This window comes from Janthinobacterium amylolyticum (genome assembly GCF_051380655.1).
In the GTDB taxonomy this organism is placed as follows: domain Bacteria; phylum Pseudomonadota; class Gammaproteobacteria; order Burkholderiales; family Burkholderiaceae_D; genus Janthinobacterium.
This window is the reverse complement of record NZ_JBNYXL010000002.1, coordinates 234557-257098: the sequence shown is the minus strand read 5'-3', so window position 1 is coordinate 257098 and position 22542 is coordinate 234557. Positions and strand designations below refer to the sequence as shown.

20 protein-coding genes and 1 pseudogene are annotated in these 22542 nt (G+C 64.6%); 13 read left to right on the top strand and 8 right to left on the bottom strand.

The window, feature by feature from the left end; translation table 11 throughout:
* Nucleotides 1-118: 118 nt before the first annotated feature.
* Nucleotides 119-541 (top strand): DUF1841 family protein, encoded by a 423-nt coding sequence (locus tag ACQ4WR_RS04705; RefSeq protein ID WP_034746547.1) that lies wholly within the window; start codon nt 119-121, stop codon nt 539-541.
* Here the strand turns inward: ACQ4WR_RS04705 and ACQ4WR_RS04700 are convergent.
* The 3 genes from ACQ4WR_RS04700 to nirK are packed head-to-tail and all read right to left on the bottom strand — an operon-like array spanning nt 538 to nt 5018.
* The gene (locus ACQ4WR_RS04700; protein WP_436485634.1) at nt 538-2817 is read right to left on the bottom strand and encodes a nitric-oxide reductase large subunit; all 2280 of its coding nucleotides are present in this window, start codon (nt 2815-2817) and stop codon (nt 538-540) included. The two genes, ACQ4WR_RS04705 and ACQ4WR_RS04700, sit on opposite strands and share 4 nt — an antisense overlap.
* Before the next feature lie 14 nt (nt 2818-2831).
* The gene (ytfE, locus tag ACQ4WR_RS04695) at nt 2832-3509 is read right to left on the bottom strand and encodes an iron-sulfur cluster repair protein YtfE (RefSeq protein WP_436485632.1); all 678 of its coding nucleotides are present in this window, start codon (nt 3507-3509) and stop codon (nt 2832-2834) included.
* Nucleotides 3510-3539: 30 nt separating this feature from the next.
* Nucleotides 3540-5018 (bottom strand): copper-containing nitrite reductase, encoded by a 1479-nt coding sequence (gene nirK, locus ACQ4WR_RS04690; protein WP_436485630.1) that lies wholly within the window; start codon nt 5016-5018, stop codon nt 3540-3542.
* 150 nt (nt 5019-5168) lie between these two features.
* On the opposite strand from nirK, the gene norR reads away from it, so the two are divergent.
* The gene (norR, locus tag ACQ4WR_RS04685) at nt 5169-6725 is read left to right on the top strand and encodes a nitric oxide reductase transcriptional regulator NorR (protein WP_436486100.1); all 1557 of its coding nucleotides are present in this window, start codon (nt 5169-5171) and stop codon (nt 6723-6725) included.
* Nucleotides 6726-6738: 13 nt separating this feature from the next.
* Here norR and ACQ4WR_RS04680 read toward each other — a convergent pair whose 3' ends face one another.
* Together ACQ4WR_RS04680 and ACQ4WR_RS04675 are read right to left on the bottom strand one after the other, a co-directional pair.
* The gene (locus ACQ4WR_RS04680) at nt 6739-7080 is read right to left on the bottom strand and encodes a c-type cytochrome (protein WP_102295476.1); all 342 of its coding nucleotides are present in this window, start codon (nt 7078-7080) and stop codon (nt 6739-6741) included.
* 11 nt (nt 7081-7091) lie between these two features.
* Nucleotides 7092-7421, bottom strand: coding sequence for a c-type cytochrome (locus ACQ4WR_RS04675; RefSeq protein WP_102295477.1), 330 nt, complete (start codon nt 7419-7421; stop codon nt 7092-7094).
* A gap of 232 nt (nt 7422-7653) precedes the next feature.
* Between ACQ4WR_RS04675 and ACQ4WR_RS04670 the strand changes: the two genes are divergently transcribed.
* From ACQ4WR_RS04670 to ACQ4WR_RS04635, 8 genes and pseudogenes are all read left to right on the top strand, one after another.
* Nucleotides 7654-8523, top strand: a complete 870-nt coding sequence (locus ACQ4WR_RS04670) for an AAA family ATPase (RefSeq protein WP_102295479.1) — start codon at nt 7654-7656, stop codon at nt 8521-8523.
* Between the two features lie 9 nt (nt 8524-8532).
* A complete protein-coding gene (locus ACQ4WR_RS04665) occupies nt 8533-9183 on the top strand; it encodes a GNAT family N-acetyltransferase (RefSeq protein WP_436485628.1) in 651 nt (216 codons plus the stop codon).
* Nucleotides 9177-10346, top strand: a complete 1170-nt coding sequence (locus tag ACQ4WR_RS04660) for a vWA domain-containing protein (protein WP_436485626.1) — start codon at nt 9177-9179, stop codon at nt 10344-10346. The genes ACQ4WR_RS04665 and ACQ4WR_RS04660 overlap by 7 nt, the downstream gene beginning before the upstream one ends.
* 307 nt (nt 10347-10653) lie before the next feature.
* On the top strand, nt 10654-11841 hold the full coding sequence (locus ACQ4WR_RS04655; protein WP_180979448.1) for a cation:proton antiporter: 1188 nt from the start codon (nt 10654-10656) through the stop codon (nt 11839-11841).
* Complete coding sequence (locus tag ACQ4WR_RS04650; protein ID WP_102295486.1) at nt 11842-12972, top strand: YbdK family carboxylate-amine ligase; 1131 nt, start codon at nt 11842-11844, stop codon at nt 12970-12972.
* Between the two features lie 617 nt (nt 12973-13589).
* Nucleotides 13590-14072, top strand: a pseudogene (locus tag ACQ4WR_RS04645) (sigma-70 family RNA polymerase sigma factor); the annotation flags it as partial.
* 81 nt (nt 14073-14153) lie between these two features.
* Nucleotides 14154-14906 carry a FecR family protein gene (locus ACQ4WR_RS04640; protein ID WP_436486099.1) on the top strand — a complete coding sequence of 251 codons (753 nt, stop codon included), beginning with the start codon at nt 14154-14156 and terminating at the stop codon, nt 14904-14906.
* A 95-nt stretch (nt 14907-15001) separates the two neighbouring features.
* On the top strand, nt 15002-17467 hold the full coding sequence (locus ACQ4WR_RS04635; protein WP_436485624.1) for a TonB-dependent siderophore receptor: 2466 nt from the start codon (nt 15002-15004) through the stop codon (nt 17465-17467).
* Between the two features lie 9 nt (nt 17468-17476).
* Here ACQ4WR_RS04635 and ACQ4WR_RS04630 read toward each other — a convergent pair whose 3' ends face one another.
* A complete protein-coding gene (locus ACQ4WR_RS04630) occupies nt 17477-18556 on the bottom strand; it encodes an alginate lyase family protein (protein WP_436485623.1) in 1080 nt (359 codons plus the stop codon).
* Nucleotides 18553-19548 (bottom strand): gamma-glutamyl-gamma-aminobutyrate hydrolase family protein, encoded by a 996-nt coding sequence (locus ACQ4WR_RS04625; protein WP_180979449.1) that lies wholly within the window; start codon nt 19546-19548, stop codon nt 18553-18555. The genes ACQ4WR_RS04630 and ACQ4WR_RS04625 overlap by 4 nt, the downstream gene beginning before the upstream one ends.
* Nucleotides 19549-19766: 218 nt before the next feature.
* On the opposite strand from ACQ4WR_RS04625, the gene ACQ4WR_RS04620 reads away from it, so the two are divergent.
* From ACQ4WR_RS04620 to ACQ4WR_RS04610, 3 genes are read left to right on the top strand one after another with little or no spacing between them, the layout of a single operon-like run.
* Entirely contained in the window at nt 19767-20066 is a 300-nt protein-coding gene (locus ACQ4WR_RS04620) for a hypothetical protein (protein WP_436485621.1), read from the top strand.
* Nucleotides 20063-21100, top strand: a complete 1038-nt coding sequence (dapA, locus tag ACQ4WR_RS04615; protein ID WP_436485619.1) for a 4-hydroxy-tetrahydrodipicolinate synthase — start codon at nt 20063-20065, stop codon at nt 21098-21100. Before ACQ4WR_RS04620 ends, dapA begins: the two co-directional genes overlap by 4 nt.
* Complete coding sequence (locus tag ACQ4WR_RS04610) at nt 21078-21629, top strand: division plane positioning ATPase MipZ (RefSeq protein WP_436485617.1); 552 nt, start codon at nt 21078-21080, stop codon at nt 21627-21629. Before dapA ends, ACQ4WR_RS04610 begins: the two co-directional genes overlap by 23 nt.
* An 86-nt stretch (nt 21630-21715) precedes the next feature.
* Here the strand turns inward: ACQ4WR_RS04610 and ACQ4WR_RS04605 are convergent, their stop codons facing one another.
* A complete protein-coding gene (locus tag ACQ4WR_RS04605) occupies nt 21716-22474 on the bottom strand; it encodes a TorF family putative porin (protein ID WP_436485615.1) in 759 nt (252 codons plus the stop codon).
* Nucleotides 22475-22542 lie beyond the last annotated feature (68 nt).

Below are 22542 nucleotides of genomic sequence, written 5' to 3'. Positions count from 1 at the left end.
TTTCGGTGACTATCGGGTCATGAAAGCGGCCGCCAGACGGCAAAAAGGGCATCCTCGATGCCCATTATTTATGTACGCGGTACAATGCCGGCTGCCCTTTAGCCATAGTCCTTCAGCCATGTTCAACCCCTCTTCCGACGACGTGCGCCGCTTCTTTTGCGACACCTTGCGCAAGCACCGCGCCCATGAAATCCTCACGCCGATGGAAGCCATCGCGCTCGACTGGATACTCGAACACCCCGAGTATGAAAACGAGCTCTCCGACGTGGAAGCGGCGCTGGCGCGCGACTACTCCGTCGAGGGCGGACAAGCCAACCCCTTCCTGCACCTGTCCATGCATCTGTCGATCACGGAGCAGGTGCAGGTGGACCAGCCGCGCGGCATCCGCCCGGCCGTCCAGCAGCTGACCCAGCGCCTCGATTCGGCCCATGCGGCCCAGCACGAAGTGATGGAATGCCTGGGCCAGATGATCTGGGCCTCGCAGCGCTCGGGCTTGCCGCCGGATACTGAAGCCTACATCGACTGCGTCCGCAGGCGTTAACCGGGCCGCACCGCCTGCGGCTGCAGTACAGGCGCTTTCGGCGCCTTGTCCATCAACCCCAGCACCACCTGCAGCGCCATGGCGATGGCGCCGGCGATGAAGACCACGTCGCCGAAAGTACGCACCCAGCGCAGGTTCTGCAACAGCGGCTGCTGCATGAATGCCTCGCTGCGCGCATACCACAGGCCTTCCGTTACGCTGGCGTGGAACTGGATGATGCCGATCGGCAGCAGGCTGGTAAAGATCATCAGCGCCAGGCCCCCATTCAAACCCCAGAAGGCCGTCTTCATCAAGGCAGGGCTGAAGCGGTAATCAGGCCGCAAATAACGCAGCACCAGCAAGGTAAAGCCCAGCGCCAGGAAGCCGTACACACCGAACAGGGCCGCATGCGCATGCACGGGCGTCGTGTTCAGGCCCTGGATATAGTACAAGGCCACGGGCGGATTGATCATGAAGCCCAGCACGCCGGCGCCCAGCATGTTCCAGAAGGCGACGGCGACAAAGCACATCAGGGGCCAGCGCAACTGCTCCATCCATGGCGCGCGTTCCTTCAGGCGCCAGTTTTCCCACGCCTCGTGTCCCAGCACGATCAGCGGCACCACTTCGAGCGCGCTGAAGCTCGCGCCAATGGCCATCACGGGCGTGGTGGTGCCGGCAAAGTACAGGTGGTGGAAGGTGCCGGGGATGCCGCCCAGCATGAACAGCGAAGCCGAGGCCAGGCTGGCCGCCGTGGCCATGCGCGCCGACACCAGGCCCAGGGTCGCGAAGATGAAGGCCAGCGCCGTGGTGGCGAAGACTTCAAAGAATCCTTCCACCCACAGGTGCACCACCCACCAGCGCCAGTATTCCATCACGGACAGGTGCGTGCGCTCGCCATAGAACAGGCCCGCGCCGTAGAACAGGCCGATGGCGCCCACGGATGCGGTCAGCAACGCCAGCAGATTCTTGTCGCCGCCCGGCTGGCGCAGGGCCGGCACGACGCCGCGCAGCATCAGCACGAGCCACAGCAGGATGCCGACATATTTGCCGATCTGCCACAGGCGGCCCAGGTCGACGTATTCATAACCCTGGTGTCCCAGCCAGAAATTCCACTCGGGCGGCATCACTTGCGCGATGGCCAGGTAGTTGCCGATGAAGGAGCCGACGACAACGGCCACCAGGGCCCAGAACAGCACGTCGACGCCCAGGCGCTGCCACTTGGGGTCCTTGCCGCCATTGATCAGGGGCGCGAGGAACAGGCCGGCGGCCAGGAAGCCCGTGGCGATCCAGAACAGCGCGGCCTGGATATGCCAGGTGCGCGTGAGCGCATACGGGAACCAGCGCGACACGTCGATGCCGTAGAATCGCTGGCCCTCCACCGTGTAGTGCGCCGTAAAGCCGCCGATGAAGACCTGGAAAATGAACAGCGCCACCACCAGGAACAGGTATTTGCCCAGCCCCCGCTGCGACGGCGTCAGGGCGAACGTGGTGAGCGGGTCGCGCGGGCCGGCGGCCGGCAGCGCTTCATCGTGGTCGCGCAAGAAGGCCCAGCCCCACACGAGGAAGCCCACGCCGGCCAGCAGCACCACCACGCTGGCCACCGACCAGACGAGGTTTTCGCCGCTGGGCTGGTTGCCGATCAGCGGTTCGTGCGGCCAGTTGTTCGTATAGGTCACTTTCTGGCCCGGACGCTCGGTGGCGGCCGCCCACGCCGTCCAGAAGAAGAACTGCGTCATCTGCGCGCGCCGCTCGGCACTGGGCAAGGTGTTTTCCTTCATGGCGAAATGTTCGCGGCTTTGCTGCAGCGCCGGCGCGTCCGAGAACAGCTGGTCGTAATAATGCGCGGTCGTGGCGACGGCTTGCACGCGGCGCGGCGACAGGCGTAGCACTTGTGCCTCGTCGACGCGGTTGGCCCGGTATTCGAGCTTGAGCGCTTCGCGCAGCGCCGCCTGCGCGGGGCCGTCGAGCGCCGCGTAAGCCTTGCCATGCTGCTCCTGGGCGGCCAGTTCCAGCCAGGCCGTCAGTTCGCGGTGCAGCCAGTCGGCCGTCCAGTCGGGCGCCTGGTAGGCGCCGTGCCCCCAGATGGAACCGAGCTGCATGCCGCCCACCGATTGCCAGGCCGTCTGGCCGTCGAGGATGCCCTCGCGGTCGAACAGCTGCCGGCCATCCTGCGACAGCACTTGCGCGGGGATCGGCGGCGCCTGGCGGTAGACCTCCGTGCCGTAGTAGCCAAGCAGCGAAAACGTCACGATCAGCACGCCGATCAGGGTGAACCAGAGTTTTTTATACGGACCCATGGGTCTTTCCTTTGTCAGTGCACCACGGCCGGCGCAAAGCGCTCGAACAGGATATTGTTTTCGGTATGGATGTGCGCCATCAGGTCTTCGCGGAAGGTGCGCAGACCCGTGTACAGCGCGCGCCAGGTGGTGCAGGCGCCGGCCGGCGCGCAGATGCCGTTGGTCATGTCCTCCAGCGCGCGCAAGGCCACGCCATGCTCGTCGTGCTCCATGCGCATCACGTTGATGGGCGCGCCGGCCCGCGGGCCCTGGCCGCGCACGATCATGGGGAACAGCACGTCTTCCTCCTTGCGCATATGGCTTTCCAGCTCCTGCGCCATGGCCGACAGGTGTTCGGCCAGGCCGTGCGGACAGTCGGCGCGGCCGCCGTGCACCTGCTCCACCTTGCGCGCCAGGCGGATCAGCTCGGGCAGCTGCTCGCGGTGCACGGCGTGGTAGCGCGCCAGGATGTGCTGCACCAGCTCGGGCGCGGGCGCATTCTGCCAGTCAGGTTCGCCGTGCGTATCGTCGCGCGCTTGCAGCAGCTGCAGCTCCTTGACGATGGGCGCCGTGTCGACGCCCGCCGCTTCGGCGGCCGCGCGCAGGGTCTTGTTGCCGCCACAGCAAAAATCCAGGCGGTGCGCATCGAACAGGCGCGTGGCGCCGGGGATGCGGCGGGCCAGCTGGCCCAGCGATTGGTCGATCATTTCCATAGATGCTCCTTGATGATGAATGTGGTGGTGTTATTGAACGGCGCCGGCGCGGTAGACGCCGGGCACGGGTTCGCCCGTCACTTCCAGCACGCCCACGGCGCCCTTGCCGGCGCGCGACAGCGCATGGTCGACCAGCAGATAGCTGCCCGGATGCTGCACCTTGAGTTCGACGATGGTGGCGCCGCCCGGTGCCACGAGGGTGGTTTGCACATCGTGTTTCGGGCTGCTGATCGAGCCTTCGCTGTACACCTTGTCAAAGATCTCGCCGATGATGTGGAACGATGAAATCTTGTTCGGGCCGCCGACGCCAAAGTAGATGCGCACGGTTTCGCCGACTTTCGCCTGCAGTTTGTGCGTCTTGCTCAACGCGCCCACTTCGCCATTGAAGACGTAGTAGTCGGGCAGCTCATTGGCCATCTTTTCCAGGTTCGGTTCCTGGTGCACGGGCGCGCCGTGCGGCCGGCCCGTGTACATCTCGCCCTGCATCACGTAGTACTCGCGGTCGACCTTCGACAAGCCACCTTCCGGTTCGACCAGGATCATGCCGTACATGCCGGCCGCGATATGCTGCGGCACCAGCGGCGTGGCGCAGTGATACACATACAGGCCCGGATTGAGCGCCTTGAAGGTGACGGTTTTTTCCTGCCCCGGCGCCACCTGCGTGTGCTGGCCGCCGCCATGGCCGCCCGTCACCGCATGCAGGTCGATCGAGTGGATCATCTTGCTGTCCCTGGCATTGAACAGGGTCAGCTCCACCGTGTCGCCGACCCGGGCGCGCAGCATGGGGCCGGGCACTTGCCGGTTGAAGGTCCAGTAGGTAAAACTGGTGCCGTCATCGAGCTTGCCCGGCAGCTCCACCGTCTCCATGCGGTATTTCAGGGTCTGCGGCGCGCGTGCGCCGATGGCGGCCGGCACCGAGGCGGGATTGGCTGCCACGCTGACGGCCGCCGGGTCGGGGCCGCGCATCGGCGATGGCGCCGGCGTGTACAGGGCCAGCGCGGCCTGGCTGGACTCGCTGGCCGCATTGCCGGCGCCAGCGGCCGTCGGCGCGGCCGCTTCGGCCAGCGGCGCGCCGCTCACTTCCAGCTTGCCTTCCATGCCGATCTGCCGGTGGCCGGGAATCGAGCAATAATAGGTGAACGTGCCGGCGCGCGTGACCTTGAAGCGCACGGTGGTGCTGCCCGTATTGGCGCTGAATTTGCTCGACGCGACATGCAGTTCCGGGATCAGAAAATCGTGCTCGGCGCCTTCGCCGCTTTTCAGCACGAGTTCCAGCGTGTCTCCGGTATTGGCCGCCAGCACCGGATTGACCTGGCCCTTGGCATCGATGAAGACCATCTTGCCATCGACAATATTCGTTTGCAGTTCATAGCGCTTGAGCGTGGCGGCGGTGGCGGAAACTGGCGCGCCGGCCTTTGCGGCGGCTGTCGGTGCCGCCTCGGCGGACAGGGGCAAAGCCAGCACGCAGATGGCGGCGGCGATGGCGCTAAGGGTAGGTATCGTTTTCATCAAGCATTCCTTGTTCTTGTATGCCGGTTCGGCCTACTTGACTACGCAAGCCACATGCCAGGAAAAACTTGTTTTAAATCAATGATTTGAAAATCGCATGGTCATAATGACCCCGCTGAAACAGGGTCCGTTGTACCCTGCATGGTCATGATGACCACCACCGCCATCCACCTGCTGCTGCTCACCGACCTGGTCGCCGACCTGCCCGTGGCCGTGCGCCTGCAGCGCCTGGTGGGCAGCCTGCGCGCGCACTTCGGCTGCGAAGCCGTGGCCTTGCTCAAGCTCGATGGCGAACACCTGCGCCCGGTGGCGATGGCAGGCCTGAGCAGCGATGCGCTGGGACGCCGCTTCGCCATCGCCGACCATCCGCGCCTGGCCGCCATCCTGCAACGGCGCGGCGTGCTGTGCTTCCATCACGACAGTGCCCTGCCCGACCCGTATGACGGCCTGGTCGCCGAGCGGGCCGGCGAGCCGCTGCCCGTGCACGACTGCATGGGCATGGCGCTGGATCTGGAAGGGGAGCGCTGGGGCGTGATCACGCTCGACGCCCTGCGGGTAGGCACCTTCGATACGCAGGCGCAGCGTGCACTGGGCGAACTGGCTTGCGCCATCGAGGCGGCCGTGCGCGTCACGCGGCTGGAAGCGGAAATCCGTGCCCTGCGCCTGTCCGGCGGCGCGGTGGCGCCGAGCGCGGATGCGCAGCATGAGGACAGCGATTTCGTCGGCCAGAGCGGTGCCATCACGCAGTTGCTGCACGAGCTGCGCGTGGTGGCCGATGCCGAGCTGCCGGTGCTGCTGCTGGGGGAAACGGGCGTGGGCAAGGAGCTGTGCGCGCACCGGCTGCACCGCCTGTCGCGCCGTGCCGGCAAGCCCCTGATCCACGTCAACTGCGCCGCCTTGCCGGAATCGCTGGCCGAAAGCGAATTGTTCGGCCACGTGCGCGGCGCGTTTTCCGGCGCCGTCAGCGACCGGCCCGGGCGTTTCGAGGCGGCCGAAGGGGGCACCCTGTTCCTCGATGAAGTGGGGGAATTGCCGCTGTCAATACAGGCCAAGCTGCTGCGCACCCTGCAAAATGGCGAAATCCAGCGCCTGGGCGCGGACCGGCCGCGCCGCGTCAACGTGCGCGTGATCGCCGCCACCAACCGCAGCTTGCGCGAGCATGTGCGCGACGGCACGTTCCGCGCCGACCTGTACCACCGCCTGTCCGTGTATCCTGTGCCGATTCCGCCGCTGCGCGAGCGGGGCCAAGACGTGCTGCTGCTGGCCGGGCGCTTCCTGGAACTGAACCGCGCGCGCCTGGGCCTGCGCAGCCTGCGCCTGTCCGCCGCCGCGCAGGATGCCCTATGCCACTACCGCTGGCCGGGCAATGTGCGTGAACTCGAACATGTGATCAGCCGGGCCGCGTTGAAAGCCGTGATCCGCGGCGCGGACCGCAAGGAGATTGTGACGCTGGAAACGGACATGCTCGACCTCGATGCGCTGGACACGCCGGTGGGCACGGGCCAGCACGCCGGAGTGCCAGCGCCTGCCGAAGGGGGGCAAATACCGCTATTGACCATGCATCAGGTGGTGGAAGCGAGCCAGCGACAGGCGATCCGCCACGCGCTGGCCCTGCATCAGGACAACTGGGCCGCCGCGGCGCGCCAGCTGGGGCTGGACGCCAGCAATTTGCACAAGCTGGCGCGGCGGGTGGGCCTGAAAGCCTGAAGCGGCGCTACCGTCAGCGGTGCGTCACCAGGGTGCCTGGCAAGCTGTGGAAGTAGGCGGCCAGGTCCTTGATGTCCTGGTTGGTCAGCGGTTTTACCTGGCCCGCCATGATGGCATTGTTGCGGCCGTTGGCCTTGTCGCCCCGCTTGTAGGCGGTCAGCGCATGCTCCAGGTAGTCCCGGTGCTGGCCTGCCAGCTTCGGATAGGAAGGGTCGATGGGCGAGCCGTAATCCTTGCCGTGGCACGTGGCGCAGCTGTATTTTTCCGCCAGAGCCTTGCCGGTGTTGATATTGCCGGCGGCGCTGGCGCCGAACGAGACAGTGGCGCACACCAGGGCGGCGAGTAGTTTTTTCATCTGGCTAGTCCTCAGTTCGACTTGGCTTGTTGCGCATAATAGGCGGCGACGTCGGCGATATCCTGGTCCGACAGGCTGGCGGCGATCCCCTTCATGCTGGGATGCTTGCGGTCGCCCTTCTTGTAGGCTTGCAGCGCATTCTCGATGTATTTGGCGGGCTGGCCGCCGATCATCGGCACCTGGAAAACTTCGGGGAAGGTCGCCTTGTAGCCGGGGATGCCGTGGCAGCCGATACACATTTCCACCTTGGCAGTGGCTGCCTTGGCGTTTCCTACAATGTCAGCCGCAGTGACGGCATTGGCGATGCCGGCAAGCACGAGAAGTGCAAATATTTTTTTCATAGTGGCAAAGTGAACAAAGGTGATCGGAGAAACGCCAGAGCTGGTTTTTTTTGATTTTATGTGTTGACTTTAAATGTTGACAATTAAACTGTTAATTGCCGATTCTAACCAAGATGTTCTTGCAAGTCCACTCACAAAAAATCCACTGTCGCAGGCGGGCACAGGCCGCCCGCGTGGCAGTGCGCCACAGTTCTGTTTATACTTGTCCTTTCCCTACTTTGGCAGACCGCTCATGCAAGCACAGCACCCCCAGCAAGGCCAACGCTTTGAAGGTTCCGACAGCTATGTCGCCACCGCCGACCTGAAACTGGCCGTGAATGCGGCGCTGACCCTGCAGCGCCCGCTGCTGATCAAGGGCGAGCCCGGCACCGGCAAGACCATGCTGGCCGAGGAAGTGGCGGCCGCGCTGAACATGCCGCTGATGCAGTGGCATATCAAATCGACCACCAAGGCGCAGCAGGGCCTGTACGAATACGACGCCGTCTCGCGCCTGCGCGATTCGCAGCTGGGCGACGAGCGCGTGCGCGACATCCAGAACTACATCGTCAAGGGCGTGCTGTGGCAAGCCTTCACGGCGCCCGAGCCGGTGGTGCTACTGATCGATGAAATCGACAAGGCCGACATCGAATTCCCCAACGATCTGCTGCGCGAACTCGACCGCATGGAATTCTATGTGTATGAAACGCGCGAAATGGTCACGGCGCGCCACCGCCCGCTGGTCATCATCACCTCCAACAACGAGAAGGAATTGCCGGACGCCTTTTTGCGCCGCTGCTTCTTCCATTACATCAAATTCCCGGACAAGGACACGATGGAGCAGATCGTCGCCGTCCACTACCCGCACCTGAAACAGGAATTGCTGGCGCAGGCGCTGCAAACCTTCTACGAGGTGCGCGACGTGCCGGGCCTGAAGAAAAAACCGTCGACGTCGGAATTCCTCGACTGGCTGAAACTCCTGCTGGCCGAAGACATTCCTGCCGAAGCCTTGCGCAGCAAGGACAGCAAGACCATCGTGCCGCCCCTGCACGGCGCACTGCTGAAGAACGAACAGGACGTGCACCTGTTCGAGCGCCTGATGTTCATGTCGCGCACCAACCGCTAGGGCACGGCGATGAACGACATCAGCCCGGACCAGGTCTTTGTTCCCCTGGAACTGCACGGCATCCGCCTCGAAGCGCTGGCGCCGCACCACGCCCCCGGCCTGCGCGCGGCGGCCATGGATGGCGCGCTGTGGAACCTGCGCGTCACCTCGGTGCCCGAGCCGGACCAGGTGGAGCAGTACATCTTCAAGGGCATCGAGATGCGCCCCTCGCGCTTCGCCTTTGCCGTCATCGACACGGCCAGCGGCGAGGTGCTGGGCACCACCAGCTACCATGACGTGGTGCCCGCCATCGGACGCCTGGAAATCGGCTACACCTGGTACGCCAAACGCTGCCAGCGCAGCCACGTCAATACCACCTGCAAGCTGTTGTTGCTGACGCACGCCTTCGAGACCCTGGGCTGCGCGCTGGTGGGACTGCGCACCGATAACTTCAACCATGCCTCGCAGGCGGCCATTGAGCGCCTGGGTGCGAAGAAGGATGGCGTATTGCGCCACCACGCGCTGCGCCGCGACGGCACCGTGCGCGACACGGTCATGTACAGCATCACGCGCGGCGAGTGGCCGGAAATCGCCGCCCATTTGCGCTACAAGCTGGCGCAGCGGCCCATCGCCGCCCTGCCGCGCGCCGGCGACGCCGGGATACAGGAAGCATCATGCTGATCGACTTTTTCTTCACCCTCAAGGATGCGAAGATTCCCGTCTCCATCAAGGAATTTTTGACCTTGCTTGAGGCGCTGCAAAAGAACGTCATCGGCGCCTCGATGGATGATTTCTACTATCTGTCGCGCCTGACCCTGGTCAAGGATGAAGCGCATTTCGACAAGTTCGACCGCGCCTTCGGCCAGTATTTCAAGGGTGTCAACGCGGCCTTCGACACGAATGCGGCCATTCCGCTCGACTGGCTGTTGAAGCGCATGCAGCGCGAGCTGACCGAGGAGCAAAAGGCGCAACTGGAAAAATTCGGCTACGACAAGCTGATGGACCGTCTCAATGAGCTGCTGAAAGAGCAGAAGGAACGCCACGAAGGCGGCAGCAAGTGGATCGGCACGGGCGGCACCTCGCCGTTCGGCAATGGCGGCACGAATCCGGAAGGCATCCGCATCGGCGGCAAGGGCGGCAACCGCACGGCCGTGAAAGTGTGGGAAGCACGCAGCTACCAGGACTACGACGGCGAGCGCGAACTGGGCACGCGCAATATCAAGGTGGCGCTGCGCCGCCTGCGCAAATTCGCGCGCGAAGGCGCGGAAGACGAACTGGCGCTCGACGCCACCATCGCCGCGACAGCCAACAACGCGGGCTATCTCGATATCAGGATGCGTCCCGAGCGCAAGAACCGCATCAAGGTGCTGATGCTGTTTGACGTGGGCGGCAGCATGGATGACCATATCGAGCGCACGGAAGAACTGTTCTCGGCGGCGAAGACGGAATTCAAGAACATGGAATTCTTTTACTTCCATAACTGCGTCTATGACTATTTATGGAAAAACAACCGCCGCCGCAACGCCGAGCGTTTTCCCACCTGGGACGTGCTGCGCAAGTATCCGCCCGACACCAAGCTGATTTTTGTCGGCGACGCCACCATGAGTCCGTATGAAATCCTGCATCCGGGCGGCAGCGTCGAATACAACAACGAGGAAGCGGGTTCCACCTGGCTGGCGCGTTTTACCAGCGCCTTCCCGAAATTCATCTGGCTCAATCCCGAGGCGGAAGGCTTGTGGCAGTACCGCCAGTCCATCGGCGTGATGCGGCAATTGATGAACGACCGCATGTTCCCCCTGTCGATCGACGGGCTGGAACGGGGCATGCGCTTGCTCAGTAAATAAAAGCGCGCAACAAAAAGTCCATGGCGGCCTGCCGCCGCCATGTCGTACACTGCGGTAGAAACAAGCGTGCGGAGCATCTCCGCCGCGGGCGGCGCGCCAGCGATACTGGCCCGCCCCGCCCTGCTGCATCTTGTGGCCGGCCGCCATGGCCGTGGCACTGTTCGATTGCGCACATCGTGCGCGCCATCTGCTCCGGTAGAATCGGCGCAACGCGCTGCGCAAACAATGCACCATCGCTGCACCACGCCGTTGCCGCGCCAGCCTCCATGCTGCCGGCCGGTGCCAGCGCAATTTCAAAGGAATGAGCATGCAAAGTCTGATCTCGATCGCCGCCGACCTGTCCTGGCCGTTCGCCATTACCCTGGCCTGGGTCATCGGCGAATTCGGTCACCGCTGGACTGGCCTGCCGCGCATCAGTTTTTATGGCGTGATCGGTTTCATCCTGGCGCAAACCCAGGTCGGCATCCTGCCGCAGACGGATGCCGGCCCCATGCTGGTGCTGGCCGACGTGGCCTTCGGCCTGATCCTGTTCGAGGTCGGCTACCGCATCAACCTGCGCTGGCTGAAAAACAATCCCTGGATCGCCGTCACGGGCCTGGTCGAGTCCTTCCTGACCTTTGGCGTCGTCTACTTCATCGGCATCGAATTCGGCTCGACCTCGATGACGGCGCTGCTGCTGGCATCGCTGGCCATGTCCACCTCGCCAGCTACCATCATGCGCGTGATTAACGAGGAACGCAGCTCGGGCCAGGTGACGGAACGCATCGTCCACCTGACGGCCCTGAACTGCGTGCTGGCCGTCTTCATGTTCAACATCATCGTCGGCTTCTGGATGTTCCAGAGCTCGACGGACATGATCGAGGCGATCAGCAGCAGCGCCGCCGTGCTGGCCGCTTCCGTGGCCGCCGGCACCGTCTTCGGCATCGTCGTGCCGGCCATGCTGCGCCGCCTGGGCAACATGGCGCAGGACGCCACCGTGGCCTTCGCCCTGTCGGTGATGCTGCTCGTCGCCCTGACCTACACCACCAGCCTGTCGCCGCTGCTGGCCACGCTCACCTTCGGCCTGGTGGCGCGCCACCGCCGCGTCGCCTTCAGCCAGGCCCAGCGCAACTTCGGCGCCATGGGAGAATTGCTGACGGTGCTGCTGTTCGTGTACGCCGCCTCGACCCTGGAATGGGCCAGCGTGACGGCCGGCGCGGGCCTGGCCCTGGCCGTCGTCGGCGGCCGCCTGCTGACGAAAGTCGTCGGCGTGGCCGCGTTCTCGCATGTCAGCGGCATTTCCTGGCGCAAGGGCGTGCTGACGGGCGTGGCGCTCACGCCCGTCTCCGTCTTCATCATCCTGTTGCTGGAGCACGCGCGCCAGCACGGCGTGAACTTCGGCGACGAATTGAATGCCCTGGCCGCCGTCACCCTGGGCCTGGAACTGGTCGGCCCCGTACTGGTGCAGCGCGTACTGATGCTGGCAAAAGAAACCCACGAAATCAAGGAGCGCTAAATGCCGCTGGAACCCTTTGGCCAATCGGCCGCGCTGACTTTCGGCGTCGAACTCGAACTGCAGCTGGTGAACCTGTCGGACTATGACCTGACGGCCGCCAGCCCCGACCTGCTGCATCTGCTGAACAAGAAACCGTTCCCCGGCAACGTGACACCGGAAATCACCGAGAGCATGATCGAGATCAATTCGAGCGTGCATACGCATCACGGCCCCCTGCTGGCACAGCTGCAGGAAATCCGCGACACCCTGATCACGGCCGGCGACAAGCTCAATATCGGCATCGCTGGCGGCGGCACGCACCCGTTCCAGCAATGGTCGTCGCAAAAGATCTTTTCCAAGCCCCGCTTCCAGGAAATCTCGGAACTGTACGGCTACCTGGCCAAGCAGTTCACCATCTTCGGCCAGCACGTGCACATCGGCTGCGCCTCGGGCGACGACGCCATGTTCCTGCTGCACTCGCTGAACCGCTACATTCCCCACTTCATCGCCCTGTCGGCATCCTCGCCCTACGTGCAGGGGCGCGACACCCTGTTCGACTCGGCCCGCCTCAATTCCGTGTTCGCGTTCCCGATGAGCGGACGCGCGCCGTTCACCCTGAGCTGGGAGCAGTTCTCCAACGAGTATTTCGCCAAGATGGAGAACACGGGCATCATCAAGAGCATGAAGGATTTTTACTGGGATATCCGGCCCAAGCCGGAATTCGGCACCATCGAGCTGCGCGTGTGCGACACGCCGCTGACGGTGGAACGGGCCGCCGCGCTGGCCGCCTACCTGCAGGCGCTGTGCCGCTACCTGCTGGAACAGAAGGAAGCGCCGCCGGTGGAAGACGATTACCTCGTCTATAACTACAACCGCTTCCAGGCTTGCCGCTTCGGCCTCGATGGCGCCATCACGCATCCGAAAACCTACGAGACCATGTCGCTGCGCGAAGACATCATGACCACCTTGCGCAAGATGGAACCGCACGCCGAGGCGCTGGGCAGCACGCAAGCCCTGAAGCACCTGTCGGACGTGGCCAAGCAGTGGAGCGACGCACAATACCTGCGCAAGCAGCGCAATGTGCAGGGCAGCGCCGAGGGCATGGTCGATTCCGCGATCCGCTGCTTCCGAGGCGAACCGATGAATTACTGACGCTGCACAGCATGCAAACGTACGCCGCGTAATCCGACAGCACCACCGGCCGGGCCAACAATGTTGTCGGATTACGTCCTGCGGACTAATCCGACCTACGCTTTGCAGGATACTCAGCCTCAAAACGTAGAAACGTAGGTCGGCTTAGCGGCGCAGCCGCGTAATCCGACAAGCCTGGCCAATAATGTTGTCGGATTACGTCCTGCGGACTAATCCGACCTACGCTTTGCAGGATGCTCAGCCTCAAAACGTAAAAACGTAGGTTGGATTAGCGGCGCAGCCGCGTAATCCGACAAGCCTGGCCAACGATGTTGCCGGATGACGGTCCTGCGGACCTCATCCGGCCTACGCTATGCAGGATGCTCAGCCTCAAAACGCAGAAACGTAGGTTGGATTAGCGGCGCAGCCGCGTAATCCGACAAGCCTGGCCAACGATGTTGCCGGATGACGGTCCTGCGGACCTCATCCGGCCTACGCGCTGTTCAACCCAAAAAACCACACCGCGCCGCAACCGGCATTTACAGCCACCTACCCAGCTTGTTACAATAAGTGAGAATGATTCTTATTATTGTTTAAAAATACCAGTCCACCCGGACCGGCCATGCAAGGGGAATGCGATGCCGCTGGCAGAGCCGCTACACCGCCAGGACATCGCGACACTGTACGCCGACCACCACGGCTGGCTGCAAGGCTGGCTGCGCAAGAAGCTGGGCAGCACCGCCAGCGCGGCCGATGTGGCGCACGATACCTTCCTGCGCCTGCTCGACCGCGAAGACGCTGTTGCCGCGCGCGAGCCGCGCGCCTTTCTCGCCACCGTGGCCCAGCGCGTGCTGTTCAACCATTACCGCCGCCAGAAACTTGAACAGGCTTACCTCGACGTGCTGGCGCAGCTGCCGCCCCGGCATGCGCCGCCGCCCGAGGAACGGACCTTGCTGCTTGCCACGCTGTTTGAACTCGACCGCATGCTCGATGGCTTGCCGCCACCCGTCAAGCGCGCCTTCTTATTGCGCCAGCTCGACGAACTGCCGCAGGAAGACATCGCGCGCCAGCTCGGCATCTCGCTGGCGACCGTGAAACGCCATTTGCAGCGGGCCGGCAGCGCCACGCAGGCGTGGCGGCAGCTGCAGACGCAGCATGAACACCTGCCGCCCGCCACGCACGCCACCCTGCTGCGCGCCTGCGTGCAGGCGAACGCGCCGCGCCGCCACGCCGTCAAGACCCTGGCCCTGCTGCTGGCTTGCGGCGCCTCGCTGTATGCGTTTGAACGCCGCACTCCGTGGCGTAGCTGGACGGCCGACTACCGCACGGGCGTCAACCAGCGCCGCGTCGTGACCCTGGCCGACGGCACGCAGCTCACGCTCAACACGCATAGCGCGGTGAATGTGGACTACAGCGGCGCGCAGCGCCAGATTCAGCTACTGGCCGGCGAAATCTTCATCGCCACCGGCAAGGATGCGGCGCAGCGCCCCTTCTTCGTCGGCACGCCGCACGGCAGCCTGCAGGCGCTGGGCACGCGCTTCACGGTGCGCCTGCACGATGGCTATGCGAGCGCCGGCGTGCTCGAAGGCGCCGTCGCCGTGCTGGCCGGTGACGGCGGCCAGCGCCTGGTGCTGCATCCAGGCGAAGGCGCGCATTTCGACAGCGCCAGCTCCCACCGCCAGACCCTGGCGCCATATGGCGGCGCCTGGCTGAATGGCATGCTGGTGGCGCGCGACATGCGCCTGGCCGATTTCCTCGCCGAGCTGTCGCGCTACAGCGACCATCCGCTGGGCTGCGCGCCGGCCATCGCCGGCTTGCGCGTCTCCGGCTCCTACCCGCTGGCCGACGTTGACGCCATCGTCGACGCCGTCAGCGCCAGCCTGCAACTGCGGCGCAATACCGTCACGCGCTTCTGGGGCCGGCAAGTCGTCAGGATAGAACTGGCGGCGCACTGAACTAAATTTTCTGCAAAGTGAGCTGTTTCGGCGTGCTCGCGTGACCTGGAAGATAGGCAGTCTCCATCTTGCGCAATCACGAAAGGTTTTATTCCATGCATCACGCTTCGCGTTCCCTCCTTACCCGCACCGTCCTGGCCTGCGCCCTGTCGCAGATCGGCCTGGCCCTGGCGTTGCCGGCGCTGGCCCAGGCACAAAGCCAGCAAGTGCGCGTCTACAGCATCCCGGCCGGTGCGCTGGGCGACGTGCTGACGCGCTTCGGCAGCGACAGCGCCATTTTGTTGTCATTCTCCAGCGAGTCCGCGCAAGGCTTGCGCAGCGCCGGCCTGCAAGGCAGTTATGCCGTGCACGATGGCTTCCGCGTGCTGCTGGCCGGCAGCGGCCTGCAAGCCGTGCCGCAGCCGAATGGCGGCTACCTGCTGCAGAAAATCCCCGCCAGCGCTGCCACGGCGGACAGCCGAGGCGTGGCCGTCATGGGCGGCGTCACCGTGGTGGCGGCAGCCGAGCGCAGCGCCGTCACGGGCGGCACGGGCAGCTACACGGGCGGCCCCGCCAGCGGCGCCACGGGCCTGGCCCTGACGCAGCGCGAAACACCGCAATCGCTGACCATCGTCACGCGCCAGCAGATGGATGACCAGAACAGCAATGCCGTCTCCGACGTCATGAAGAACGTCAACGGCGTCAACGTGCAGAACTACGACAGCGACCGCTGGAGCTTCTGGGCGCGCGGCTTTGCCGTCACCAATTTCCAGTACGACGGCGTCTCGGCCATCTATGACGGCGTGTACGACTGGGGCACGACCAACAGCGACATGGCCATCTACGACCGCATCGAAGTGCTGAAAGGCGCCACTGGCCTGATGAGCGGCTCGGGCGACCCGTCGGCCACCGTCAACATGGTGCGCAAGCGCCCCACCGCCGAATTCGCGGGCGCGGCCACCCTGGGTGCCGGCTCGTGGGACAACTACCGCGGCGAAGTCGATGTCGCCGGTCCCTTGAACGCCAGCCGCACGGTGCGCGCCCGCCTGGTGGGCGCCTACCAGGACAAGCACTCCTACCTGGACCGCTACACGCAGCAGAAATCCGTCGCCTACGGCATCATCGAGGCGGACCTGACACCCGTCACCCTGCTGACGGCCGGCTTCACGCACCAGAACTACAAGCCGCGCGGCTCGACGTGGACAGGTTTCCCCGTGCTGCTGGCGGACGGCTCGCGCACCGATTTCCCCACCTCGTGGAACCCGGCCACAGACTGGAGCCGGCGCGACATGCAAAACACCACCCTGTTCGCCGCGCTGGAGCACACCTTCGCCAACGAATGGAAAATCAAAATCAACGCCAACCAGCTGCGCAGCAAGCATGACAGCGTGCTCGGTTCGGCCAGCGGCGGCAATCCCGACCCCGTCACGGGCGAAGGCGCGTATTTCTTCATGGGCAAATACAAGGGCGACCGCCGCCAGAGCACCGTCAATGTCGACGCCAGCGGACCATTTACCGCGTTTGGCCGCCGGCATGAAGCCATGCTCGGCTACTCCCATTCCAGCGCGAAGCAGGACGGTCCCGTGTATGAATCAATCTATCCGCCTGTAGAAGGCAGCTATTTCGACTGGCGCGGCCAGTACGCGGAACCGGCATTTACCCGCCTGGGCAACGATAACGACAGCACGCGCCAGAGTGGCCTGTACGGCGCGCTGCGCCTGCGTCCCCTTGACGCGCTGTCCGTCATCGTCGGCGCCCGCGTGAGCAATTACCGGCAGGACCAGGACCGCACCTTCTTCGACAGCGGCACGGCGCGCATCCAGTCGCGCATCGAGGAAAACAACGTCATCACGCCATATGCCGGCATCGTGTATGACCTCGACAAGACCTGGTCCCTTTTCGGCAGCTATACCAGCATCTTCGCGCCGCAAAGCAACCGTGACGTGAACCGCAATTTTCTCGCGCCCGTGCGCGGCAAGGGTGTTGAAACGGGCGTGAAGGCTGAATTTCTCGAGGGCAGAGTCAACGCCAGCGCCGCCCTGTACCAGGTACGCCAGAGCAATGTGGCCAGCTATGTGGGCAGCGTGAATGGCGAAGAAGCGTACCAGGCCATCGACGGCATCACCAGCCGCGGCGTGGAAGTGGAAGTGACGGGCGAATTGGTCAAAGACGTGAAACTGAGCGCCGGCTACACCTACGCGCACATCCGCGACGCCGATGGCAAGCAAGTGTTTTCCACCATGCTGCAAACCACGCAGCCGGCCCACCTGGTGCGCGTACAAGGCAGCTGGCGCCTGCCGGCGTCACTGGACAAGATCACCGTGGGCGGCGGCATCAACTGGCAGAGCGGCTACTACGGCAATATCTGGAATCCGGCCATCGAGGACTATTCGCGCATCGAACAAGGCAGCTACGCCCTGGCCAACCTGATGGCACGCTACGAGATCAGCAAGAACGTCACGGCCAGCCTGAATGTGAACAACCTGCTGGATAAAAAATACATGACGGGCCTGGGCCTGTTCCAGACCGGCTTCTATGGCGAGCCGCGCAATGTGATGTTCACCCTGCGCACGAAGTTCTAGGCCAGCCCCCTAGTCCCGGTACAAGGCCAGCGCCCAGGCTGGCGGGCGCAGCTCCAGCGCCAGCGGCAAGTAGGCGGGATCGAAACGCGCCGCCAGCAGGTACACATTGGCGGCGCCCTTCGCTTCCCAGTTCCCCGTAAAGCCCTTCTCGCCTGCCGCCGCCCGCTTGCGGTCGAACGGCACGGCGCTTTTCGCGAATTCCTCGTGCGTCTTTTTACCCTGCGCATACGGCGCCAGCCAGGCCAGCGCCTCGGCCAGGCGTTGCGCTTCCGGCGCGCCATACCAGTCGTCGCCGTGCGCCCGCGCCATCAGCGCCGTCGTCAGCAGCGGCTCCAGGCTGTATGTGGTGTAGTGCAGGGCGTCGCGCTGCTCGAAATCAAAGGGCACGCCGCCGGCACCGATATTGCGCGGCACATGCGCCAGGAAGCGCTCCTTCGCCCGCGCGATCAGCAGCGCCTCGCCCGTGACATACGCGGCCGCCGTGCCGATCTTGATGCGGTGGCTATGCCAGTTATTGCGCGCCGTCGACGGCCCGCCCACCTTGACCGGGTCGCTCAGGTAGCCCTGCGCCAGGGTGCGGCAAAAAGCCCGCACCTGTTCACGCTCCACGCCATTCAGGCGTTCCTGTATCAGGTCAAAGCCCATCAGCAGGCTGGCCAGCTCCGTCTCGTCGACGGGGCTGAACGAGGGCTGATAGCCGCTGGTCCAGGCCAGCACCAGCCGGCGCGACGCCTCGAAATGGGGCATCTCGCCCGACAGCCGCCAGGCCAGCGCCTGCAAGCGCGCCTGGCGCCAGTCTTCCTGCGCCTGCTGGCTGGTCTCGCGTCCGCCTTCGCCTTTCAGCAAGCCGCCCGTGCGTACCTCGGCCATCAGGTGCACGGGCCGCGCCGCATCCTTGCGCGCCGCCTTGCGCACCTGTTCTGCGACGGCTGGCTCCACCCGCGCCTTCAGCGTGCGGGCGCGCAGAGTGGAAGTCAGCGCGAACGCCAGCGCGTCATCGCGCTGGCGTGGCGCCGCGCGCAGCCCCGTGAAGGGTAGCGCCAGCAGGGCAGCCAGCACGCTGCGCCGATGGATCAGCAGCGCACTCAAAAGCGCGTCTCGCGCGCCGCGCGCAGGAAGTTATCCAGGATGGGCGTGCAGTCGAGCAGCTCGACGCCGCCCGCCGAATGGAATTCCGGGTGCCACTGCAAGCCCATGACGAAGCGCGCGCGCTGGTAGCGGATGGCCTCGACGATATTGTCGCCCTGCGAATACGCTTCCACCGTGATGTCGCGTCCCAGATCCTTGACCGACTGATGGTGGATGGAATTGACCAGCGCCTCACCCGCCTTCGGGAACATGCCGGCCAGCGACGAGCCTTTCGGGAAGACGACGGTATGGCGGTGGCGGTCGTACAGATCGTTGACGTGCGAAGTGGCGCCTTCCACGTCCGAGGCGATGTCCTGGTACAGGGTGCCGCCGAAGCCCACATTAATCAATTGACAACCGCGGCAAATGCCCAGCACGGGTTTGCCCGCATCGACGAATTCGTGCAGCAGTTCCAGCTCGTACAGGTCGCGCGCGCGGTCGCCGCTCCATTCGGGCCGCGTGGCCGTCTCGGAATAGGTCTGTGGCGAGACATCGGCGCCGCCCTGCAGCACCAGGCCATCCAGGTGGCGCGCATAGTGGCGCAGGGTGATGTTAGACGGGTGTAGCAGGCCGCTGGTATTGACGGTCGGGATCATGAACACCAGCACGTCGCGCGACATGACCCACTGGGCGATCGACTCTTCCAGGTACTGCAAATTCTTGCTGCGCAGGCCAGTGGCGCCCGGCTCCGGGTGGAAAATGCGCGCCGAAATGCCGATGCGCAGCGTGCGCCGCATGAAGTCGCGGCTGGCCTTGTCCCGCATGGAACGATAGCGCGACGAAATCACCCGCCAGGCCAGCGCCAGCGGCGTGTCGTTATCCTTCAGGTAGCGCGGCGCGGCGTCGCGCGCGCGGTGCTCGTCATCGGGTGCCCGGCGGCCCACCCGGTCTGGCCGTGCCGGCGCTGCGGGATCGGAGGAAGGAGGAAGCTGGGGATCTTTTTCGTCTGACATGGCGGGGCTGACTGAAAGCGGAGACGTTTTCAATATAAACCCCTGCTTCCAAAAGCACGATTCAATTTTGTAACAAAAGCATACCCGCGGGGCATCCACGCAACAGCCGGGCACCGGGCGCATACAGTCTGTTTACGCCAACGGCCGCGCTTTTTAGAGCATCTTTACGCCCCCGCTGCTAATCTTGAACGTACCTCAACCACCGCTGCAAAGCCGCCATGGAAGCCCACTCCCGCCCGACCACGCAACAAGCACTGCCCCGCCGCCATCCCCGCCTGCCCGTTTTCCTCATGCATATCACCGTCGACAAAGCCTGCCTGGCACAGCTGCGCCAGCTCGTCGTACAGACCTGCGGCACGATGCTGTCGTTCATGCGCATTGAGGCGGTCGACCATGCCGAACGCATGAAAGTCTGGCTGTGCGTGACGGAACCGGCCCTGCGCATGACCATGGATGCCGTCATGCGCCTGTTGCCGGCGGCGGAATTTGGCCGCATCAGCCAGGGGAAATCCGCATGAACCAGCATGCCTGCGACCACGCCATGTCCTCAGCGCGCATCACCGCGCACTTCCAGGGCATCTGGGTGCCGATGGTCACGCCTTTCCGTGACGGCGACGGCGAACTCGATCTCGATGCGGCCCAGCAGCTGGCCAGCGACCTGGCCACCAGCGGCATCGATGGCCTGGTGGTCTGCGGCACCACGGGCGAAGCGGCCATGCTGGCAGCCGATGAACAGAGCATGCTGCTAGATAGCGTGCTCGAAGCCGTCGGCCCGCGCTTCCCCGTCGTCATGGGCGTGGGCGGCAGCGATACACGCCAGGTCGCCGCCACGGTACAGCGCTACAACGACCACCCGCTGGCGGGCCTGCTGATCTCCGCGCCCGCCTATGTGCGCCCATCGCAGGACGGCATCGTGCGCCACTTCCAGGCCATCGCCAACGCCACCGACCAGTCCATCGTGCTGTACAACGTACCGGCGCGCACGGGCGTCAATATCTCGCCGGCCACGGCCGCCCTGCTGGCGCGCGACTCGCACTTCGTCGCCATCAAGGAAGCGGGCGGCTCGCTGCAGCAGTTCGCCGAACTGCTGCTCGAGACGCGCCTGGACGTGCTGTGCGGCGACGATGCCCTGCTGCTGGCCAGCCTGTCCATGGGTGGCCATGGCGCCATGTCGGCCGCCGCCCAAGTGCGGCCCGACCTGTATGCGCAGCTGTACCACCTCGTCAGGCACGGCCGCCACGGCGCCGCCGGCGCCCTGTTCAAGGCCATGCTGCCCGTCATCCGCCTGCTGTTTGCCGAACCGAATCCCGCTCCCGTCAAGGCGGCGCTGGCCATGCAGGGCAAGATGCACAACGCCTTGCGTCTGCCGATGACGCCCATGTCTTCCGCCGGCCAGGCCGCCTTGGCCGATGCGCTGGAGCAGCTGATGCAACTGCCCGTGTGGACGGCCGCCGACAAGGCGGCGCCGCACGAAGGCTGTCTGCTGCAGCTGGTCTCCGCCGCTAATATCATGCCAGCCGTGCGCCAAGATGATCATCGCCATCACGGATGAACGGGGCGGGATGGAAAAATCCATCCTGGCCGGACGACTGGCCGCTTCGCGCGCGCTGGCCGGACGCAAGGTGCTGCTGCTCGACGCCGATCCGCGCCAGGCCGCCCTGGCGCAAGCCGTGAACCTGCGCGCCGGCGGCATGCGCGGCAGCGTGGCCGCGCCCCGCCTGATGGCCCGCGCCATCAGCGCCAAGGGCTTGCAGCCGGAACTGGAGCACCTGGTGACCTGCTATCACGACATCGTCATCGACAGCGAAGGCCGCGACTCCATGGGCAGCCGCTCGGCCCTGGGCGCCGCGCGCGTGCTGGTGGTGCCGCTGGACGGTGACGTCGGCGCCGCCGCACAGACAGGCCTGGCGCGCCGCATCGCCCATGCGCGCAGCGCCAATCCGTCACTGCGCGTGCTGCTGGCAACAGACACGCAGACGGCTGCCGCTTACGCGCTGGCAGCGCAAATTCCCGCAGCCCGCGTGGTCAGCCTGGGGCAGCTGTATTGCGCGGTTTTTAACAGCCATCCCCACGCCGCGTAGATCACCAGGCCCCTCGGGCCTGGCATCCTTTCCGGCACGAAAAAGGCGGCGCAGGCGCCGCCTTTCTGTTCACTCAACTCAGCCAGTTAAAACGTCTTGCTGACCGTCAGCAGCAGCGCCGTCTTGCCCATGAATTTGCCATTCACGGGCGAGGCGTAGGCGGTCTTGCCCGCATTCGTGCCGACCACCGCCAGCGCGCCAGAAACCACACCGAAGTCGCGCGTGATGCCCACTTTCCAGTCCGTATAGCTCGATGCGTCATTGTTTTTCACCTTCTGGTGGCCCGCATGCAGGTTGCCCATCCAGCCATTCGTCAGGTCGATATTCGCGCCGATGTCCAGGTAGGCGCTGTTCTTGCTGTTGACGATGCCGAACAGGTTCGAGACGGCATGCGAATATTTGACGTAGGCGGGGCCGTACGACAACTGGCCATAGACTTCCTGCGTATCCGCATCGGCCAGGCCGGCCACATGCTTCAAGCCGTTGTCCGCATACACATAGGCCAGCACGCCGACGTCGTAGCCGATGGCGTCGTTCAACTGGCCGCGCTTGCCCGCATACAGGTCCACTTCCACGTCGCCGCTGCCGCCCGCGTCCTTGGTCCACTTGATGGTGGAGGCCCAGGCGCCCGCATACAGGCCGGTGGGATTGTTGACGTAGTCGGCACCGCCCTGCAGCGCGGGTTTCAAACGCGTCTGCGAAATGCCGCGGTAGCGGTAGTCGGACACGCCGGCCACGTTGAAACTGATTTCATTATCCGGCTTGGCCTCCTGCGCGTGGGCCAGGCTGCCCGTCAAGGCTGTGAAGGAGGTGGAAAGGGCGAGTGCAAGCAGCGTTTTGTTCATGGTTTTTTCTTCTTCATGGGTGGTATGGGCCTTTGCCAACATGGCGCAGCTGGCCCGCCGCTGCAAAA

What these genes read in the sequence shown, in the direction of transcription:
- ACQ4WR_RS04670 (WP_102295479.1), top strand. Translation starts at nt 7,654, where the DNA reads ATGCAAGCACAGCACCCCCAGCAAGGCCAACGCTTTGAAGGTTCCGAC.
- dapA (WP_436485619.1), top strand. Translation starts at nt 20,063, where the DNA reads ATGAACCAGCATGCCTGCGACCACGCCATGTCCTCAGCGCGCATCACC.
- ACQ4WR_RS04635 (WP_436485624.1), top strand. Translation starts at nt 15,002, where the DNA reads ATGCATCACGCTTCGCGTTCCCTCCTTACCCGCACCGTCCTGGCCTGC.
- norR (WP_436486100.1), top strand. Translation starts at nt 5,169, where the DNA reads ATGACCACCACCGCCATCCACCTGCTGCTGCTCACCGACCTGGTCGCC.
- ACQ4WR_RS04625 (WP_180979449.1), bottom strand. Translation starts at nt 19,548, where the DNA reads ATGTCAGACGAAAAAGATCCCCAGCTTCCTCCTTCCTCCGATCCCGCA.
- ACQ4WR_RS04610 (WP_436485617.1), top strand. Translation starts at nt 21,078, where the DNA reads ATGATCATCGCCATCACGGATGAACGGGGCGGGATGGAAAAATCCATC.
- ACQ4WR_RS04605 (WP_436485615.1), bottom strand. Translation starts at nt 22,474, where the DNA reads ATGAACAAAACGCTGCTTGCACTCGCCCTTTCCACCTCCTTCACAGCC.
- ACQ4WR_RS04620 (WP_436485621.1), top strand. Translation starts at nt 19,767, where the DNA reads ATGGAAGCCCACTCCCGCCCGACCACGCAACAAGCACTGCCCCGCCGC.
- ACQ4WR_RS04675 (WP_102295477.1), bottom strand. Translation starts at nt 7,421, where the DNA reads ATGAAAAAAATATTTGCACTTCTCGTGCTTGCCGGCATCGCCAATGCC.
- ACQ4WR_RS04700 (WP_436485634.1), bottom strand. Translation starts at nt 2,817, where the DNA reads ATGGGTCCGTATAAAAAACTCTGGTTCACCCTGATCGGCGTGCTGATC.
- ACQ4WR_RS04650 (WP_102295486.1), top strand. Translation starts at nt 11,842, where the DNA reads ATGCCGCTGGAACCCTTTGGCCAATCGGCCGCGCTGACTTTCGGCGTC.
- nirK (WP_436485630.1), bottom strand. Translation starts at nt 5,018, where the DNA reads ATGAAAACGATACCTACCCTTAGCGCCATCGCCGCCGCCATCTGCGTG.
- ACQ4WR_RS04705 (WP_034746547.1), top strand. Translation starts at nt 119, where the DNA reads ATGTTCAACCCCTCTTCCGACGACGTGCGCCGCTTCTTTTGCGACACC.
- ytfE (WP_436485632.1), bottom strand. Translation starts at nt 3,509, where the DNA reads ATGGAAATGATCGACCAATCGCTGGGCCAGCTGGCCCGCCGCATCCCC.
- ACQ4WR_RS04680 (WP_102295476.1), bottom strand. Translation starts at nt 7,080, where the DNA reads ATGAAAAAACTACTCGCCGCCCTGGTGTGCGCCACTGTCTCGTTCGGC.
- ACQ4WR_RS04660 (WP_436485626.1), top strand. Translation starts at nt 9,177, where the DNA reads ATGCTGATCGACTTTTTCTTCACCCTCAAGGATGCGAAGATTCCCGTC.
- ACQ4WR_RS04655 (WP_180979448.1), top strand. Translation starts at nt 10,654, where the DNA reads ATGCAAAGTCTGATCTCGATCGCCGCCGACCTGTCCTGGCCGTTCGCC.
- ACQ4WR_RS04665 (WP_436485628.1), top strand. Translation starts at nt 8,533, where the DNA reads ATGAACGACATCAGCCCGGACCAGGTCTTTGTTCCCCTGGAACTGCAC.